The 16764-nt window shown below is 72.0% G+C and carries 18 protein-coding genes; 12 read left to right on the top strand and 6 right to left on the bottom strand.

Going from position 1 to position 16764, the window contains the following annotated elements:
- The first annotated feature begins 29 nt into the window (after positions 1-29).
- From J3P31_RS14335 to J3P31_RS14320, 4 genes are all read left to right on the top strand, one after another.
- Positions 30-1355 carry an NAD(P)-dependent oxidoreductase gene (locus J3P31_RS14335; RefSeq protein ID WP_210529162.1) on the top strand — a complete coding sequence of 442 codons (1326 nt, stop codon included), beginning with the start codon at positions 30-32 and terminating at the stop codon, positions 1353-1355.
- 3 nt (positions 1356-1358) lie between these two features.
- Entirely contained in the window at positions 1359-2660 is a 1302-nt protein-coding gene (preA, locus tag J3P31_RS14330; RefSeq protein WP_210529161.1) for an NAD-dependent dihydropyrimidine dehydrogenase subunit PreA, read from the top strand.
- Entirely contained in the window at positions 2657-3205 is a 549-nt protein-coding gene (locus J3P31_RS14325) for a hypothetical protein (RefSeq protein WP_210529160.1), read from the top strand. The genes preA and J3P31_RS14325 overlap by 4 nt, the downstream gene beginning before the upstream one ends.
- A gap of 76 nt (positions 3206-3281) precedes the next feature.
- Positions 3282-4277 carry an LLM class flavin-dependent oxidoreductase gene (locus J3P31_RS14320; RefSeq protein WP_210529159.1) on the top strand — a complete coding sequence of 332 codons (996 nt, stop codon included), beginning with the start codon at positions 3282-3284 and terminating at the stop codon, positions 4275-4277.
- Here J3P31_RS14320 and cbiB read toward each other — a convergent pair.
- The 4 genes from cbiB to J3P31_RS14300 form a co-directional block, all read right to left on the bottom strand.
- Complete coding sequence (cbiB, locus tag J3P31_RS14315) at positions 4274-5167, bottom strand: adenosylcobinamide-phosphate synthase CbiB (protein ID WP_210529158.1); 894 nt, start codon at positions 5165-5167, stop codon at positions 4274-4276. The two genes, J3P31_RS14320 and cbiB, sit on opposite strands and share 4 nt — an antisense overlap.
- Positions 5164-6105 carry an aminotransferase class I/II-fold pyridoxal phosphate-dependent enzyme gene (locus J3P31_RS14310; RefSeq protein ID WP_210529157.1) on the bottom strand — a complete coding sequence of 314 codons (942 nt, stop codon included), beginning with the start codon at positions 6103-6105 and terminating at the stop codon, positions 5164-5166. Before J3P31_RS14310 ends, cbiB begins: the two co-directional genes overlap by 4 nt.
- Positions 6102-6476: a DUF1636 family protein gene (locus J3P31_RS14305; protein ID WP_210529156.1), complete on the bottom strand. Its 375-nt coding sequence runs from the start codon at positions 6474-6476 to the stop codon at positions 6102-6104. Before J3P31_RS14305 ends, J3P31_RS14310 begins: the two co-directional genes overlap by 4 nt.
- Positions 6477-6601: 125 nt before the next feature.
- The gene (locus J3P31_RS14300) at positions 6602-7597 is read right to left on the bottom strand and encodes a glutathione S-transferase family protein (protein ID WP_210529155.1); all 996 of its coding nucleotides are present in this window, start codon (positions 7595-7597) and stop codon (positions 6602-6604) included.
- 302 nt (positions 7598-7899) lie between these two features.
- Between J3P31_RS14300 and J3P31_RS14295 the strand changes: the two genes are divergently transcribed.
- From J3P31_RS14295 to J3P31_RS14260, 8 genes are all read left to right on the top strand, one after another.
- On the top strand, positions 7900-8121 hold the full coding sequence (locus tag J3P31_RS14295; protein WP_210529154.1) for a DUF6732 family protein: 222 nt from the start codon (positions 7900-7902) through the stop codon (positions 8119-8121).
- Positions 8118-9347, top strand: a complete 1230-nt coding sequence (locus J3P31_RS21765) for a sirohydrochlorin chelatase (protein WP_210529153.1) — start codon at positions 8118-8120, stop codon at positions 9345-9347. The genes J3P31_RS14295 and J3P31_RS21765 overlap by 4 nt, the downstream gene beginning before the upstream one ends.
- 66 nt (positions 9348-9413) lie before the next feature.
- Positions 9414-10040: a precorrin-8X methylmutase gene (locus J3P31_RS14285; protein WP_210529152.1), complete on the top strand. Its 627-nt coding sequence runs from the start codon at positions 9414-9416 to the stop codon at positions 10038-10040.
- Positions 10037-11230: a precorrin-6y C5,15-methyltransferase (decarboxylating) subunit CbiE gene (gene cbiE, locus J3P31_RS14280; protein WP_210529151.1), complete on the top strand. Its 1194-nt coding sequence runs from the start codon at positions 10037-10039 to the stop codon at positions 11228-11230. The genes J3P31_RS14285 and cbiE overlap by 4 nt, the downstream gene beginning before the upstream one ends.
- Positions 11227-11973 carry a precorrin-2 C(20)-methyltransferase gene (gene cobI, locus J3P31_RS14275; protein WP_210529150.1) on the top strand — a complete coding sequence of 249 codons (747 nt, stop codon included), beginning with the start codon at positions 11227-11229 and terminating at the stop codon, positions 11971-11973. Before cbiE ends, cobI begins: the two co-directional genes overlap by 4 nt.
- The gene (gene cobJ, locus J3P31_RS14270; protein WP_210529149.1) at positions 11964-13754 is read left to right on the top strand and encodes a precorrin-3B C(17)-methyltransferase; all 1791 of its coding nucleotides are present in this window, start codon (positions 11964-11966) and stop codon (positions 13752-13754) included. Before cobI ends, cobJ begins: the two co-directional genes overlap by 10 nt.
- Positions 13751-14533 carry a precorrin-4 C(11)-methyltransferase gene (cobM, locus tag J3P31_RS14265; RefSeq protein ID WP_210529148.1) on the top strand — a complete coding sequence of 261 codons (783 nt, stop codon included), beginning with the start codon at positions 13751-13753 and terminating at the stop codon, positions 14531-14533. Before cobJ ends, cobM begins: the two co-directional genes overlap by 4 nt.
- A gap of 123 nt (positions 14534-14656) precedes the next feature.
- Positions 14657-15013 (top strand): hypothetical protein, encoded by a 357-nt coding sequence (locus J3P31_RS14260; RefSeq protein ID WP_210529147.1) that lies wholly within the window; start codon positions 14657-14659, stop codon positions 15011-15013.
- Here the strand turns inward: J3P31_RS14260 and J3P31_RS14255 are convergent.
- Entirely contained in the window at positions 15010-15513 is a 504-nt protein-coding gene (locus tag J3P31_RS14255; RefSeq protein ID WP_210529146.1) for a L,D-transpeptidase family protein, read from the bottom strand. The two genes, J3P31_RS14260 and J3P31_RS14255, sit on opposite strands and share 4 nt — an antisense overlap.
- Positions 15514-15517: 4 nt before the next feature.
- Positions 15518-16687 carry a MalY/PatB family protein gene (locus J3P31_RS14250; protein ID WP_210529145.1) on the bottom strand — a complete coding sequence of 390 codons (1170 nt, stop codon included), beginning with the start codon at positions 16685-16687 and terminating at the stop codon, positions 15518-15520.
- Between the last annotated feature and the right edge of the window lie 77 nt (positions 16688-16764).

Genomic DNA, 16764 nt, shown 5'->3' with positions numbered 1-16764 from the left:
TGAAAACATAGCTCAACGGGGAGCCCCAGATGACCAGCCCGCAGACGCCCGGCGTCGTTCCGCACCGTCTCGATGGCGGGCAGATCGCCGCCAACTTCTCGGACGCGCAACTGCCGTTCGACCCCCACGAGGCACGGGTGGCCGCCGACCGCTGCTACTTCTGCTATGACGCGCCCTGCGTGACGGCCTGCCCGACGGCGATCGACATCCCGCTGTTCATCCGCCAAATCCTGGCCGGCAACCCGGAGGTCGCGGCCAGGACGATCTGGGACTCCAACATCTTCGGGGGGGCCTGCGCGCGCGTCTGCCCGACCGAGCAGCTGTGCGAGGGCTCCTGCGTCCGGGAGGTCGCCGAAGGCAAGCCGGTCGAGATCGGGCGGCTCCAGCGCTTTGCCACGGACGCCGGGATGGCCACCAACGCGCATCCCTACACGCGTGCGCCCTCGACCGGGCGTCGGATCGCCGTCGTGGGGGCGGGCCCGGCGGGCCTGTCCTGCGCGCACCGGCTGGCTATGCACGGGCATGACGTCGTGGTCTTCGACAAGCGGCCCAAGCCCGGCGGCCTCAATGAATATGGCATCGCGGCCTACAAGGTGCCCCACGACTTCGCGCAGGCCGAGGTGGACTGGCTCCTTTGGATCGGCGGGATCGAGCTGCGGATGGGCGTGGAGCTGGGCCGCGACATGACGCTGGATCAGCTCCGGCAGGACTTCGACGCGGTCTTCCTGGGGGTCGGGCTCCAGGGGGTGAACGCCCTGCGCGCGCCCGGCGAGGACAAGGCCGAGGTCCGCGACGCGGTGGAGTTCATCGCTGGACTGCGCCAGGCCGGGGACAAGGGCGCGATTCCGATCGGGCGGAGCGTCGTGGTGATCGGCGGCGGCATGACCGCCATCGATGCCGCCGTGCAGTCCAAGGCTTTGGGCGCCGAGAACGTCACCATCGTCTACCGCCGCGACCAGTCGCAGATGAGCGCCTCGGGCTACGAGCAGGACCACGCCAAGCATGTGGGCGTCCGCATCGTCCACGAGGCCGCACCCGTCGAGATCAAGGGCAACGGCGCCGTCCACGAGGTGCAGTTCGCCTATACCGAGACCACGCCCGAGGGGCTGCGGGTCACCGGGAACGGCTTCCGGCTGGAGGCGGACCAGGTGTTCAAGGCCATTGGCCAGACCCTCGGCGCCCTGCCGGACGGCGCGTCGGCGATGGGCGGCAAGATCGACCCGACCAGCCTGCCCGCGGGCGTCTGGGTGGGCGGCGACTGCGCCCCAGGGGGCGAGGACCTGACGGTGACGGCCGCGGCGCAGGGTCGCGACGCGGCCGAGGCGATCCATGCGGCGCTGATGGGAAGGAACTGAACGATGGCCAATCTCGCGACCAACTTCATCGGCATCCGTTCGCCGAACCCGTTCTGGCTGGCCTCCGCGCCGCCCACCGACAAGGAATACAACGTGCGCCGCGCCTTCGAGGCGGGCTGGGGCGGCGTCGTCTGGAAGACGCTGGGCTCGGAGGGGCCGCCGGTCGTCAACGTGAACGGCCCGCGCTACGGCGTGATCTACGGCGCCGACCGCCGCGTGATGGGCATCAACAACATCGAGCTCATCACCGACCGCCCGCTCGAGGTGAACCTGCGCGAGATCAAGTCGGTCAAGCGCGACTACCCGGACCGGGCGCTGATCATCTCGCTCATGGTGCCCTGCGACGAGGACTCGTGGAAAGCGATCCTTGCCCGCATCGAGGACACCGGCGCCGACGGGGTGGAGCTCAACTTCGGCTGCCCGCATGGCATGGCCGAACGCGGCATGGGCTCGGCGGTGGGGCAGGTGCCCGAATACATCGAGATGGTCACGCGCTGGGTCAAGACGCACTCGCGCATGCCCTGCATCGTGAAGCTGACGCCGAACATCAGCGACATCCGCAAGCCCGCCGAGGCGGCGAAGCGGGGCGGGGCGGATGCGGTCAGCCTCATCAACACCATCAACTCGATCACCAGCGTCGACCTCGACGACTTTGCGCCCGAGCCCAAGATCGACGGCAAGGGCACGCATGGCGGCTACTGCGGCCCGGCGGTGAAGCCCATCGCTCTCAACATGGTGGCCGAGATCGCGCGGTCGCCCGAGACGCGGGGGCTGCCCATCAGCGGCATCGGCGGGGTCACCACCTGGCGCGACGCGGCCGAGTTCATGGCGCTGGGCGCGGGCTCCGTGCAGGTCTGCACGGCGGCCATGACCTACGGCTTCAGGATCGTGCAGGAGATGATCACCGGCCTGTCCGCCTACATGGACCAGAAAGGCTTCACGAGCGTGGACCAACTGGTCGGGCGCGCGGTGCCCAACGTCACCGACTGGCAGTACCTGAATCTCAACTACGTCACCAAGGCGCGGATCGACCAGGACCTCTGCATCAAGTGCGGCCGCTGCTACGCCGCCTGCGAGGACACGAGCCACCAGGCCATCGCGATGAACCCGGGCCGGGTCTTCACCGTGAAGGACGAGGAATGCGTGGCCTGCAACCTGTGCGTGGACGTCTGCCCCGTGCAGAACTGCATCAGCATGGTCGAGCTGCCGAAGGGGACCATGGACCCGCGGACGGGGGTCGTGGTCGGCGACTACGCCAACTGGACCACGCACCCGAACAACCCGATGGCCCGCGCGGCCGAGTGAACCCCGAGGCGTTCGACCTTCTGGGCCGCCTCGGACTTTCGGCGCCCGGCCAGGGGATCATCCTGGCCGGGTCGGCCGCCGTCTTCGTGGCCGCGCCGGACATCGACCTGCTGGCGCTCCGGCTCCTGCACCACCGCTCGATCCTGACCCATTCGGTCCTGCTGCCGTTCCTGGTGCTCTGGCTGCTGCCGGGGCTTGGCCCGGCGGGGGCGGCGGGGGCGTTCCTCGGCGTGGCCGTGCACCTCGCGGCCGACCTCCTGTCGCCGGCGCGGGGCTTCGGGCAGATCTGGCTGCCGGAACCGTTCCAGGTCAGCCTGGGCCGCTGGAGCCCGTTGTGGATCATGCTGAATGCGCTGGGCGCGGCCTGGCTCGCCGTCGCGGTCCTGCCGCCGGGGGACAACTGGCGGCTCGTGGTCGGGGCCGTCGGCGTGGTGGCGGCCGTGGGGTATGGGATCGTGCGGGAGAAGTCGCTCCTGTCCGCCCTGGTCGCCCTGGGCGTGGTCGGGGCGGGGCACGCCGCCGGGGGGTGGCTCCCTCCGATGTGACGGCACGGCGCCCCGGGGTTGCGGATGCGCGACAGGAGCGCCACCTTTAGGGTCCCCTGCGCGAGGAAGGCCCGTCATGCAACTTTCCGTTCTCGACCTTTGCCCCATCGTGGAAGGCGGCGATGCCGCGCGCGCCTTCCAGGAATCCGTGGCCCTCGCGCAGGAGGCCGAGCGTCTGGGGTTCCACCGCTTCTGGCTGGCCGAGCATCACAACATGCCCGGCGTGGCCTCGGCGGCGACGCCGCTGGCGATCCAGCATGTCGCGGCGAACACCCGGACGATCCGCGTCGGGGCCGGCGGGATCATGCTGCCCAATCACTCCCCCCTCGTCGTGGCCGAGCAGTTCGGCACGCTGGCCAGCCTGTTCCCGGGACGGATCGACCTGGGGCTCGGCCGTGCGCCCGGGACCGACATGCTGACCGCCCGTGCCCTGCGGCGCCACCTCTCGGGCGAGGACGAGGACAGCTTCCCGCGCGATGTGGTGGAGTTGCTGGGCTACCTGTCCCGGGAGGGCGAGGGCGCGCGCGTGCAGGCGGTGCCCGGCGCAGGGACCGAGGTGCCGATCTGGATCCTGGGCTCCTCGCTTTACGGCGCGCAGCTCGCGGCCTATCTGGGGCTGCCCTATGCCTTTGCCAGCCACTTCGCGCCCACCTACCTCGAGGAAGCGCTGGAAGCGTACCGGACGACCTTCCGCCCGTCGCAATGGCTCGATGCGCCCTATGCCATGGTCGCCATGGGCGCCTGCGCCGCCGCCACCGATGCCGAGGCCGAGCGGCTCCGGTCGTCCCAAGTCCTGTCCTTCGTGCGGATGCGGACCGGCAAGGCGGGCAAGCTGCCCCCTCCGGGTCCGCTCGACGAGGTGCCGGCTGGCGCGATGGCCGGCGTGGAGCAGGCGCTGTCCATGTCGGCGGTGGGGAGCCCCTCGACGGTGCGGCGGAGGCTGTCCGAGGTGGCGGCCCGCTACAAGCCCGACGAGATCATCCTGGCCGGCATGATCTACGACTTGGAGGCGCGGCTGACCTCGCTCCGCATCATGGCCGAGGCCGCGCAGGAGATGCAGGCCGCGGCCTAGAGCGCGAGGAGGACGGCCAGCGCCAGAAGGACGGCCCAGGCCTGCCAGAGAACCCGCACCGCAGCCCCGATCTCCTCGGGGCCGATGACCTTGCGGCCGCGCGGATGAACCCAGGGAAAGTCCCTGGCCTCCCCGTGGTAGGAGCGGGGGCCGGACAGCGCCACGTCGAGGACCTGCGCCATGGCGGCCTCGGGCCAGCCGGCGTTGGGAGAGCGGTGCAGCCGCGCGTCGCGGATCAGGCTTCGCCATGTGCCGCGGGGCCGCGTGATCCAGATCAGCAGCGCCGACAGGCGGGCCGGGATCAGGTTCAGCAGGTCGTCCAGGCGTGCGGCGGCCCAGCCGAACTGCTCGTAGCGGGGGGTTCGGTGGCCGATCATGCTGTCGGCGGTGTTGACGAGCTTGTAGACGAGGATCCCTGGCAGGCCCCCCACCGCGAACCAGAAGGCCGGTGCCACCACGCCGTCCGAGAAGTTCTCGGCGGCGGACTCGATCGCGGCGCGGGCGACGGCCGGCTGATCCAGCGTCGCCGTGTCGCGCCCCACGATCATGGCCACGGCGCGGCGCCCCTCGGCCAGGGACAGCCGCAGCCCGCGCGCCACCGCCTGGACATGGTCGGCCAGCGACCGCTGGGCCAGGAGGATGGCGGCGACGATCACCTCGGCCAGGCCGCCGGCCAGGGCACGGAGCGCCAGCCCCAGCGCCAGCGCCCCCGCGACAAGCAGCAGCAGCGACAGCAGGCCCCTGAGCCGGCGATGGTTGCCTTGGTTGAAGGTCCGCTCGGCCCAGGCGACCGCCCGCCCCATGAGGACGGCCGGATGCGGCCAGCGGCTCCAGAGCGCGCGCGGCTCGCCCAGGAGGGCGTCGAGCAGGAGGGCCAGGACGAGCGTCACGCCAGGGCCGCCTCGAGCTGGCTCCAGCGGTCCGGAGCCGGAAGGCCCAGCCGGAGCCAGGTGGCGGAGTAGGGGAAGATGCGGCTGAGGACCCGTCCCCGGGCCAGGCGGTCGTGCCAGGCCTGCGCGTCATCGACCTCGTAGAGACGGAAGAGCGTCGTCCCGCCCACGACTCGTGCTCCGCGTCCCTGCATCAGCTCGTCCAGCCGTCGTGCGTCCGTGGTCAGACGTTCGCGGGTCGTCACGGCCCAGTCCCGATCGGACAGCGCCGCCGTGCCGATGGCGAGCGCTGGGCCCGAGACGGCCCAAGGACCGAGGGCGTCGCGCAGCGCCGCCGCGACCGGCCCGGGCCGCAGGATCGCAAAGCCCAGGCGCACCCCGGCCAAGCCCCAGAACTTGCCGAAGCTCTTGAGGACGAGGGTGTCAGGGCGGGCGGCGCGGGCGACATGGCTGTGGTCCGGCAAGGTGTCGCAAAAGCTTTCGTCGATGACGGCGAAGGGACGGGTCCCCATGGCCTCGGCGGTCCAGAGCCTCCCGTCCGGGTTGTTGGGATGGACGAAGACCCCTGGGGCGGACCCCGCATCCGTGAGGGGCACCCCCGCCTGGGCGAAGCTCGCGGCGTATTCGTTGTAGGTCGGCCCCGGGACATGGACCGACCTGGCCCCGAGCGCCGGCGCGATGCGCGCGATGATCGCCGAGAGGCCAGGGGCGGCGATTACTTCGGCGTCGTCCGGGATGTCCCAGAAACTGCGGGCCGCCGCCAGGAGCCCGGCTTGCGCCGCACGGTCGGGCAGGGCGGTCCAGGCATGGGGCGGGATCGGCGGAAGCGGGTAAGGCACCGGGTTGATGCCGGTGGACAGGTCCAGCCAGTCCTCCCGCCGGCCGCCGTGGATCGCCCGCGCGGCATCGACGCCGCCGCCGTGGTCCCGGCCGGTCATGCCTCCTCCGGAAGCGGCGGGTGGCGGGTCACGAAGTGCCCCTTCACCCCTTGGGGCCAGAGCTTGTAGGGCACCTGCCCCGAGGCGCTCTCGGCGTGGAGCCGGGCCCAGGCGACGATGGCCTCCGCCGCCTCGGCCGTGGGCTCGAAGCGGCCCAGGGTGTAGCTGAGCTTGCCCTTCGCCTGCACGGCGACGTTGCAGCCGTGGTCGCATCCCATCAGGCAGGCCGTGCGCCGGGTGCGAAGCGCCGTCCCTTCGGCCGCCGTCTCGACCAGTTCGGCCAGGCTGGCTCCGGGCGGGGCCGCGCCCTCCGCCGGGCCGGGCCAGCCCTCGCGCTTGCAGGTGTCGCAGATGGTGATCCAGCTCGCCATGATGCCCCTGAATGGTACAAGGGCGCGTTGAACCGGATTCCGCGCGGCCCGGCAAGGGCCTCCCTATCCGCAAGGCGCCCGCGCGGGCCGGGGCCTGCGGCCCAGGGGGGGCCGGAGGCCGATCCTCAGGCCGGGGTGGGACCGCCCAGCGCCTCGCGCCCATGGGGGGCGTCGAGGTCGAGGATCGGCCCGATCGGCACGATCCGGAACGGATTTATGCGGTCATGGCTGTAATGGTAATGCCGCGCGATGTGGTCGAGGTGCACGGTCGGCGCCACGCCGGGGGTCTGGTGAAGGTCGCGCGTGTAGGCCCAAAGGTTGGGATACTCGATCAGCTTGCGCCGGTTGCACTTGAAGTGCCCGTGGTAGACCGTGTCGAAGCGGATCAGCGTGGTGAACAGGCGGATGTCGGCCTCGGTCAGCCGGCCGCCCATGAGGTAGCGTTGCCCCGACAGCCGCTCCTCGAGCCAGTCGAGCGTCTCGAAGAGGGGCAGGACGGCGGCCTCGTAGGCGGCCTGCGACTCCGAGAAGCCCGCCTTGTAGACGCCGTTGTTCAGGGTGTCGTAGATCCGGGCGTTCACCGGCTCTATGGCGTCGCGCAGGTCGGCGGGCCAAAGGTCCAGCGTGTTGCCCGTGATCCCGTCCCAGGCCGAGGTCAGCATCCGGATGATCTCGGAGGACTCGTTCGACACGATCCGCCCCTGCCCTGCGTCCCAGAGTATGGGGACGGTGACCTTGGTGGTCACGGTGGGATCGCTCCTGGTGTAGATGTCGCGCAGGAACGGCAGGCCGTGAAGCCGGTCCCCTGTCGCGCCCGGAAAGTCGGTGGAAAAGGTCCAGCCGTCCCGGAGCATGTCCGGGTGGACCACCGAAACGCCGATGTGCTCCTCGAGCCCCTTCAGCGCCCGCACGATCAGGGTGCGATGCGCCCAGGGGCAGGCGTAGCTGACATACAGGTGGTAGCGCCCGGACTCGGCCGCGAAGCCGCCGTCGCCGGTCGGGCCCGGGGCTCCGTCCGCCGTCACCCAGTTGCGCAGGACGGAGTCGGGCCGGTCGAAGGCGCCGTCCTTGACCCGGGCCACCGGGGCCTCGACCCATCTGCCGTTCTCGAGCTGGCCCATCGCGCGTTCCCCTGCCTGGTTCCTGATCCGACCTAGCCGGTCCATGGGCCGGGAAAAGGCGCAGCAAGGTCAGCAGCCGCGCACAGCACGGTCGCGGATGTCGCAGTTGGGCGCAGGATGCCGCTTCCCCCTTTGCGTCTGCGCCAGCGCAGGATAGGAGGGAGCCTGGACGAAGCCCCGCGGGGCCGGACAGGTGGCGCGAGGGGGATCGACCCAGACCGGGGATCCCGGCGCGCATCGTCGAACGGGGGGCAGCCCCCGGGGCCGGCATCCCGCTCCCAACCCGGCCCGGGAGCCTGTTTATGCGCAAGACCCTCCTTCTTCTCGCCCTTCTGCTGCCTTCCGCCGCGCTGGCGCATCCGGGCCACCTGTCGGACGTCGACGGGCACAGCCACTACATCGCCGCTTGGGCGTTGCTCGCGGCCATCGCGGGGTCGGCCTGGCTGATCTGGACCGAACTGCGCGCGCCCAGCCCCAAGGCCACCAAGCTGAAGCGCGCGGAGGACGACGAGGCCGGCGCGTGAGCCCCGATCGCATCGGCGTCCTTCTCTGCGGCCACGGCTCGCGCGATGCGGGCGCCGTGGCCGAGTTCGCGGAGCTTGCTGCCGCGCTGCCCGCCCATCTGCCGCCGGACTGGCTGGTCGAGCATGGCTACCTGGAATTCGCCAATCCCGTCCTGCGTGACGGGCTCGAGGCGCTGAGGGCCAAGGGCGCCACGCGCATCCTGGCCGTTCCGGGGATGCTGTTTGCGGCGATGCACGCCAAGAACGACATCCCGACCGTGCTCTCGACCTGGTCGGCCAAGTCGGGCCTGCCCGTGGCCTATGGGCGCGAGCTGGGCGTGGACCCCAAGATGATCGCCGCCGCCGCCGCCCGCGTGCGCGAGGCGCTGGCCCGCGCCGATGCGGAGCGCGGTCCCGTGCCGCTGCACGAGACCTGCCTCGTGGTGATCGGGCGTGGGGCGTCGGACCCGGACGCCAACGCCAACGTGTCCAAGGTCGCCCGGATGCTCTGGGAGGGACTGGGCCTCGGCTGGTGCGAGGTCGGCTATTCCGGCGTCACCTTCCCGCTCGTGGAGCCCTGCCTGACGCATGTCGCGCGCCTGGGCTACCGGCGGGTCGTGGTGTTCCCCTATTTCCTGTTCTCGGGCGTGCTGGTGGACCGCATCTACGGCTTCACCGATCGCGTCGCTGCCGCGCATCCCGGCATCGAATGGATCAAGGCCGATTACCTGGGGCTGCACCCGGACGTGCTGCGGACCTTCGCGGAACGCGCGACCGAGCAGATCGACGGCGTGCCGCCGCCCAACTGCCAGATGTGCAAATACCGCACGCAGGTCCTGGGCTTCGAGGCCGAGGTCGGCAGCCCGCAGGAAAGCCACCACCACCACGTCGAAGGGCAGGGTGCCTCGGCGCCCGGCTCCAACGTGGCGGACTGCACGCTCTGCGACGACTTCTGCACCGGCCTGTGCCGGCTCAAGGTCGCCGCGGTCGAGCCGTTCGGCCATGTGTCGCATGCCGGGGGCGGTCATTTCCATGACCACGGCGACGGCCAGATGCACTGGCATGGCCCGGCCCAGGGGCATTCGCACGACCATGGGCCCGCGCAGGGGCATTCCCATGGGCACGGGCATTCCCATGCGCACGGCCACTCGCATGGGCATGACCACGATCACCACCACGCGCGCTACCCGCACGAGGATCACCCGCTGGGGCCGCTCAGCGCGCTGGCCACGCTGAAGAAGCGCTAGACCGCCCGACCCGCGCACCCCGGAACACCTGCTCGGGGGCGCCATCGCTCCCGACAAGGCTTGCTCATGCGCCCCTATCTCAAGGACCCCGCGGCGATCTATGCCGAAAGCTTCGCCACGGTGGAGCGGGAGGCGCGGCTGGATCGGTTTCCCGAAAGCCTGAGGCCGCTTGTCACCCGCGTGATCCACGCCTGCGGCATGGTGGAGATCGCGGACCGGCTCGCCTTCTCGCCGGACGCGGGCACGGCCGGGCGCGAGGCCCTGGCCGCAGGCGCCCCGGTCATCTGCGACTGCGAGATGGTGGCCGCGGGGATCACGCGCGCCCGGTTGCCCGCCAGCAACGAGGTGCTGGTCACGCTCAACGCGGCGGGCGTCCCGGAACTCGCGCGGCGTCTTGGCACGACGCGGTCCGCGGCGGCGGTGGAGCTGTGGGAAGGGCGCATCGAGGGCGCGGTCATCGCCATCGGCAACGCCCCGACGGCGCTGTTCCATCTGCTCGACCGCCTGGACGCGGGCTGGCCCAAGCCGGCGCTCATCCTGGCGTTCCCGGTGGGCTTTGTCGGCGCCGCCGAAAGCAAGGCCGAAATCGCGGCCGACCCGCGCGGCGTGCCTTTCGTGGCGCTCAAGGGGCGGCGCGGCGGATCGGCCATGGCGGCGGCGGCCGTGAACGCCCTCGGGGGCGAGCCTCGGTGACGCCTTGGCTCCATGTCGTGGGCTTGGGCGAGGAGGGGACGGCGGGCCTGTCCCCCGCCGCGCGCGCCCTCGTGATCGAGGCCGAGGTGCTGATCGGCGGCGCCCGCCACCACCGGCTCACCCCGGAGGCCGGAGGGGAGCGCATCCCCTGGCCGTCGCCCTGGGACGCCCTGCTGGACAGGCTCCGCAATCTTCGGGGGCGGCGCGTGGTCGTGCTCGTGACCGGCGACCCGCTCTGGTTCTCGGGCGGGGAAAAGATCGTCGCGGCCTTCCCCGGCGAGGCGCGGGTCCATCCGCATCCTTCGGCCTTCCAGCTTGCGGCGGCGCGGATGGGCTGGCCCATGGACGCGGTCGAGTGCCTGACCATCCATGGCCGCCCGGTCGAGCGCATCCTGCCCCATCTCGTGCCCGGCGCCCGGCTCCTGGTGCTGGGGCACGGCCCGGGGTCGGGGCGCGACATCGCGGCGCTTCTCGTGGCCCGGGGCTATGGGGCGAGCCGGATCTCGGCGCTGTCGCACATGGGCGGGCCGGACGAGACGCGGCTCGAGGCCACGGCCGCGGCCTGGGTCGAGGATGTGCCGCCCCTGACCACGCTGGCCGTGGACTGCGTGGCCGGGCCGGGCGCGCGGGTGCTGCCCCGCATGGGACTGCCCGACGACGCCTTCGCCACCGATGGGACCATGACCAAGCGCGAGGTGCGGGCCGTGACGCTGGCCCGGCTGGCGCCGGTGCCGGACGCATTGCTCTGGGATGTGGGCCTGGGCGCGGGATCGATTGCCATCGAATGGATGCGCGCGGCCCGGGGGGCACGCGCCATCGGCATCGAGCCTCGGGCGGAACGTCGGGCCATGGCAGCCGCCAATGCGCTGGCGCTGGGGGTTCCCGACCTGGAGATCGTCGCAGGCGAGGCTCCTGCGGCGCTGTCGGGCCTGCCGGCCCCGGATGCGGTGTTCCTGGGCGGCGGCCTCAGCGCAGCCGCCTTCGAGACGGCCTGGGCGGCGCTCCGGCCCTGGGGCCGGCTGGTCGCGAACGCGGTGACGCTGGAGGCCGAGGCCGTGATGCTGGCCCTTCACCGCCAGCATGGCGGGGACCTCGCCCGCATCTCGGTGCAGCGGGCCGAGCCGGTCGGGCGGCTGACCGGCTGGCGCCCGGCGATGGAAGTGATGCAATGGAGCCTTCTCAAGTCATGACGCAGCCTGGAACCGAGGACGACCGCAGGACCGCGGGGCAGGGCGGCGGGCGGCTCGTGGGCGTCGGCGTGGGGCCGGGGGCCCCGGACCTCCTGACGCTTCGCGCGGCCCGGCTCATCGAGGACGCCGAGGTGCTGGCCTATCCGACCCTGGCTGGCGCGCCCTCCTTCGCGCGGTCCATCGCCGCGGCCCATATCCATGGCGGGGCCGAGGAGATCGCCATCGACATTCCCATGACCCCCGCCCGCGAGCCGGCGCAACGAGCCTATGACGCTGGCGCCGCGCGCATCGCCACCCATCTGGAAGCCGGGCGCGACGTGGTCTGCCTGTGCGAAGGCGACCCGATGTTCTACGGCTCCTTCATGTACCTGCAGGCCCGCCTCGCCCCGCGCTTCGCGACCGAGGTGGTCCCGGGCGTCACCTCGATGGCCGCCGCCGCCGCGCTGGCCCGCCTCCCCTTGGGCGCGCGGAACGGCCGGATCGCGGTCTTGCCCGCGACGCTCCCGGACGACGCCCTCGCGGCGGGATTCGGGGCGCACGAGACCGTGGCCGTGCTCAAGCTCGGCCGCCACTTCCCCCGGGTCCGCGCATTGGTCGAGGCCCTCGGGCTCACCGGGCGCGCGGTCTTCGTCGCCCGTGCCACCCTGGACGGCGAGGTGGTCGTCCCCCTGGCCGAGGCCCCGGCCGACGCCCCTTACTTCTCGCTCCTCCTTGTGTCGAAGGACTCCGATCCATGGCTCTGACTCCGGCGGTCCTCGCCCTGACCCCGTCTCCGGTGGCGGCCCGCGTGGCCGGACTGCTGGGCGTTCCCCTCCATGGACGTGCCGGGCGCGTGCCCGAGGCCGAGGTGAGCTTCGACGACACACTGGAGCATGTGCGCACGCTCTTTGCCGCCGGGGTGCCGGTGGTGGGCGTCTGCGCGGCCGGGATCCTGATCCGCGCCGTGGCGCCGCTCCTGTCCGACAAACGGGCGGAGCCGCCCCTGGTGGCCGTGGCCGAGGACGGGAGCGCCGTGGTGCCTCTGCTTGGCGGGCATCGGGGCGCCAACCGTCTGGCCCGGCAGATCGCCGAAGGCCTGGGCATCGCCGCCGCCGTGACCACGGCGGGCGATGCGGCGCTGGGGCTCGCGCTCGACGACCCGCCGGACGGATGGCGCCTCGCGGAGCCCGAGAAGGCCGGAGCGGCGATGGCGGCGCTCCTGTCCGGGGCCGGCGCGCGGATCGGGGGCGACGCCTCCGAGGAGGCCGCCTGGCTCGATCCCCTGCCGAGGGGGGATGGCGTGAGGATCGACTGCTCCCTTGCGCCGGCGCCGGGGGCGGACCTGCACTTTGCGCCGCAGCGGGCGGTGCTGGGCGTGGGCGCGTCCCGCGGCTGCCCGCCCGGCGAGTTGATCGACCTCGTGCGCGCGACCCTGGACGAGGCCGGGATCGCGCCGTCGGCCGTGGCCGCCATCGGGACGCTGGACCTCAAGGCCGACGAACTGGCAATCCTCGACCTCGTCCGGCAACTGGACGCGCCGTTGCGGCTGTTCACGTCCGCCGCCTTGGAGGCGGAGGCGCCCCGCCTCGCTACGCCGTCCGACACCGTCTTTGCCGAGGTAGGCTGCCATGGCGTGTCGGAAGGGGCGGCCCTGGCCCTGGCCGGACCTGCCGGGCACCTGACCGTGGCAAAGCGCAAGACGCGCAACGCCACCTGTGCCGTCGCGCTGGCCCCGGCGCCGGTCACGTCCCTGGCCGGGCGGCCACGCGGGCGGCTGTCGGTCGTGGGCCTCGGGCCGGGGCAGGCGGCCTGGCGGACGCCCGAAGCCTCGCGGCTCGTCGCCGAGGCCGAGGAGCTGGTGGGCTACGGGCTTTACATCGACCTTCTCGGGCCACTGGCGGCGGGCAAGCCGCGCGCCGACTTCCCCCTTGGCGGCGAGGAGGATCGATGCCGCTACGCGCTCGAGCGCGCGGGCGAGGGGCGGAACGTGGCGCTTGTCTGCTCGGGCGATGCCGGCATCTATGCGATGGCGGCGCTGGTGTTCGAACTCCTCGACCGGCGCGAGAATGGCGTGAGCGATGCGGCGCGGCGGGCCGAGGTGGTGGTCACGCCCGGCATCTCGGCGCTGCAGGCGGCGGCGGCGCGGGCCGGGGCGCCCCTGGGCCACGACTTCTGCGCGGTGTCGCTGTCAGACCTCCTCACCCCGCGCGAGGACATCCTCCGGCGGCTGCGCGCAGCGGCCGAGGGGGACTTCGTGATGGCGCTCTACAACCCCGTCTCGCGGACGCGCCGGACGCTGCTGGCCGAAGCGCGGGAGATCCTGCTGAAGCACCGGCCGGCGGATACGCCGGTGCTGCTCGCCTCGAACTTGGGACGGCCGGAGGAGCGGATCACCTACCGCCGCCTCGCGGACCTTCAGGTGGACGAGGTGGACATGCTGACGGTGGTCCTCATCGGCTCGTCCCAGAGCCGGATCGTGCAGCGGGGCGAGGGGCCGCGTCTCTACACGCCGCGCGGCTATGCCAGGAAGGTGGTGACGGCATGACGGTCCATTTCATCGGCGCGGGCCCGGGCGACCCCGAGCTGCTGACGCTCAAGGCGCAGCGGCTGATCGCCTCCTGCCCGGTCTGCCTTTATGCCGGGAGCCTCGTGCCCGAGGCGGTGGTCGCGGGGGCGCCGGAGGGGGCGCTCGTGCTCGACACCGCGCCGCTGACGCTGGACGAGACGCACGCCCTGATTCTGGAGGCCCATGCCAGGGGCCAGGATGTGGCGCGGGTGCATTCCGGGGACCCGTCCCTTTATGGCGCCATCGCCGAGCAGATCCGGCGGCTGAGGACGGACGGAATTCCCTACGACATCACGCCGGGGGTGCCGGCCTATGCCGCCGCCGCCGCCGCGCTGGGGCAGGAACTGACCGTGCCCAGCATCGCACAAAGCATCGTCCTGACCCGCATGTCGATGCAAAGCACCGCGATGCCGCCGGGCGAGACGCTGGAAGCCTTCGCGGCCTCGGGCGCGACCCTGGCGATCCATCTGGGGGTCCGGGCGCTGCGGGACATCGTGCGCCGCCTCGGCCCCTTCTACGGGGAGGACTGCCCGGTGGCGATCTGCGTGCGCGTGGGCTGGCCGGACCAGATGATCCTGCGCGGGACGCTTGCCGACATCCACGCCAAGGTGCGCGAGGCCAAGGTGACCCGCACGGCGCTAATCCTCGTGGGGCCCGCGCTGGGCGAATCGGCGGACTTTCCGGACAGCGCGCTTTACGACCCTGCGCGCCCGCATGTCCTGCGCCCGCGGGCCCGGTCGGCCAGCGTCTCGGACTAGCGGCCCGGCGGGACCGTGGCCCGCGCGACCCGGCCCGCTGTCTGGCCGGGCTAGTCCATCCAATCACTTGATTTCAGCCGGGCTTCCTTCATTCTTCGCTTGAGGGGAGGAGGCCCCGACTCCATGACCGAAGACCTGCCGGAAGCTGTTCGCCTTGGCCTGGAAGCCGCCCGCGCGGCCGCCATGAAGCGTTCCAACCGTTTGTGCATCCACGACCAGGGCAAGGTGCACCGCGTCCTTCGGATGTGGGAGGGGGGCTTCGCCCTTGCCGCCTCGGACGCCCCGCCCTTGCGGGGCTACGTGGACCTGTACGACGGACCCCGGCACCTGTCGTCCTGCCTGATCGTCGCCCTCCCCGAGGAGGGGAGCGGCGAGCGGGTCTACGAGTTCAAGATCCAGATGCCGGTCATCGATGCGCCCCCCGCCGACTTCGAGCGCACCGAGACGGCCCCTGCCGCACTGATCCCCAACGCGTTCTAGGGAACGATCTCGACCTCGGTGCCCGCCGGGGTCACGCGCCAGATTTCCTCGATGTTGGCGTTGGTGACGGCGATGCATCCATCGGTCCAGTCGCCGGCCAGGCGCCGGCGCCCTTGGATACCGGGGGGCTGGCCGTGGATGAAGATGTCGCCACCCGGGGAGTAGCCGCCCCGGGCCGCCCGTTCGATATCGTCGGCCTGCGGGTAGTCGAGGCCGAGCGACAGGTGAAAGCGGCTCCGGTCGTTCCGTCGGTCGATGCGGAAGATGCCCTCGGGCGTCCGCCCGTCCCCCTGCCGCTGCTTGTCGCCGTCGGGCGCGAAGCCCAGCCCGATCGGGTAGAGGCGGACGGTCCGCCCGTCCTGGATCAGCGAAAGCGTCCGGGCGGACTTGTCCACCAGGATGCGGTCCACCTCGCCCCTGAGCGGGGCCGGGGGCTGGGGCGCAACGAGGTGCCAGAGCGCCAGCCCGATGGCCAGGACGGTGGCGAGGAGCCCGTGCATCCCTTTACTGCACGTCCGCGAAGGCGCGCTGGAGCCGGGCCACCGCCTCGGCCACCACGGCGCGGGGGGCGGCGATGTTGACCCGCGCGAACCCTTCGCCTCCGGTTCCGAAGCTCGGCCCGGCGTTGACGGCGATGCGCGCCTCCTGCGCGATGCGTCGGGTGATCTCCTCGGGCGGCATCCCGAGGCCGCGGAAGTCCACCCAGGCGAGGTAGGTGGCCTCGAGCGGCATGGATCGGACGCCCGGGATGGCGTTCACCCCGTCGTCGAAGAGCCTGCGGTTGCCGTCCAGATAGGCGCAGAGCGCGTCCACCCAGTCCGCTCCTTCGGGGGAATAGGCGGCCGTCGCCATCCGCATCCCGAAGGAGTTGGGCGAGATGCCGAGCGCCGCGACCTTCTGGGCAAAGGGCGCACGCAGGCTGGCGTCGGGCACGATGACGTTGCCGATATGCGCCCCGGCGATGTTGAAGGTCTTGGTGGTGGCCGTCATCATCACCAGACGGTCCTCGATCCCCGGGATCAGGGCCATGGGCGTGTGCCGCTGGCCCGGCATCACGAGGTCGCAGTGGATCTCGTCGGACACGAGGACGAGGTCGTGACGACGGGCGAAGTCGGCCACCTGCTCCAGTTCGTCAGGCGTCCAGACGCGGCCGCCGGGGTTGTGAGGCGAGCAGAGGATGACCATCCGCTCGCGCCCGGTGAGCAGGGCATCGTAGCCGTCGAAGTCCATGGCATAGCGCCCGTCCCGGACGACGAGCGGACATTCGGTCACCTCCCGCCCGGCCGACCGGATGACCCGCGCGAAGGCATGGTAGACCGGCGTGAACAGCACCACGGCATCGCCCGGCGCGGTCCAGGCCTCGACGGCCAGCCCCACTCCGTTCACGAGGCCGTGGGTCGTGTGGATGGCCTCGGGCGCCGGATCCCAGCCGTGCCGCGTCTGCATCCACCACCGGATGGCGGCGATGTAGGGCCGGTCGTCGCCGAAATAACCGTAGATTCCGTGGTCCAGCATGGCCGCCAGCTCGCGCTGGATGCAGGCGGGCGGGCGGAAGTCCATGTCCGCGACCCACATGGCCAGGCCATCCTGGGGCGAGACGCCGTAGAGCGGTTCCATCATGTCCCACTTCACGCAATGGGTGCCGCGCCGGTCGATGGGGTCGTCGAAGGTCATGGAGGGTCTCCCGTCTGCGCGCCAAGGGGTGCCAGCCGGAACGGCGCGCCGCAAGGGCAGGCGGTTGCGCGATTGCG

The organism is Rubellimicrobium arenae (assembly GCF_017916275.1).
Classification (GTDB): domain Bacteria; phylum Pseudomonadota; class Alphaproteobacteria; order Rhodobacterales; family Rhodobacteraceae; genus Rubellimicrobium; species Rubellimicrobium arenae.
The sequence above is the reverse complement of the archived record's forward strand: the minus strand, read 5'-3'. Positions and strand labels throughout refer to the sequence as shown.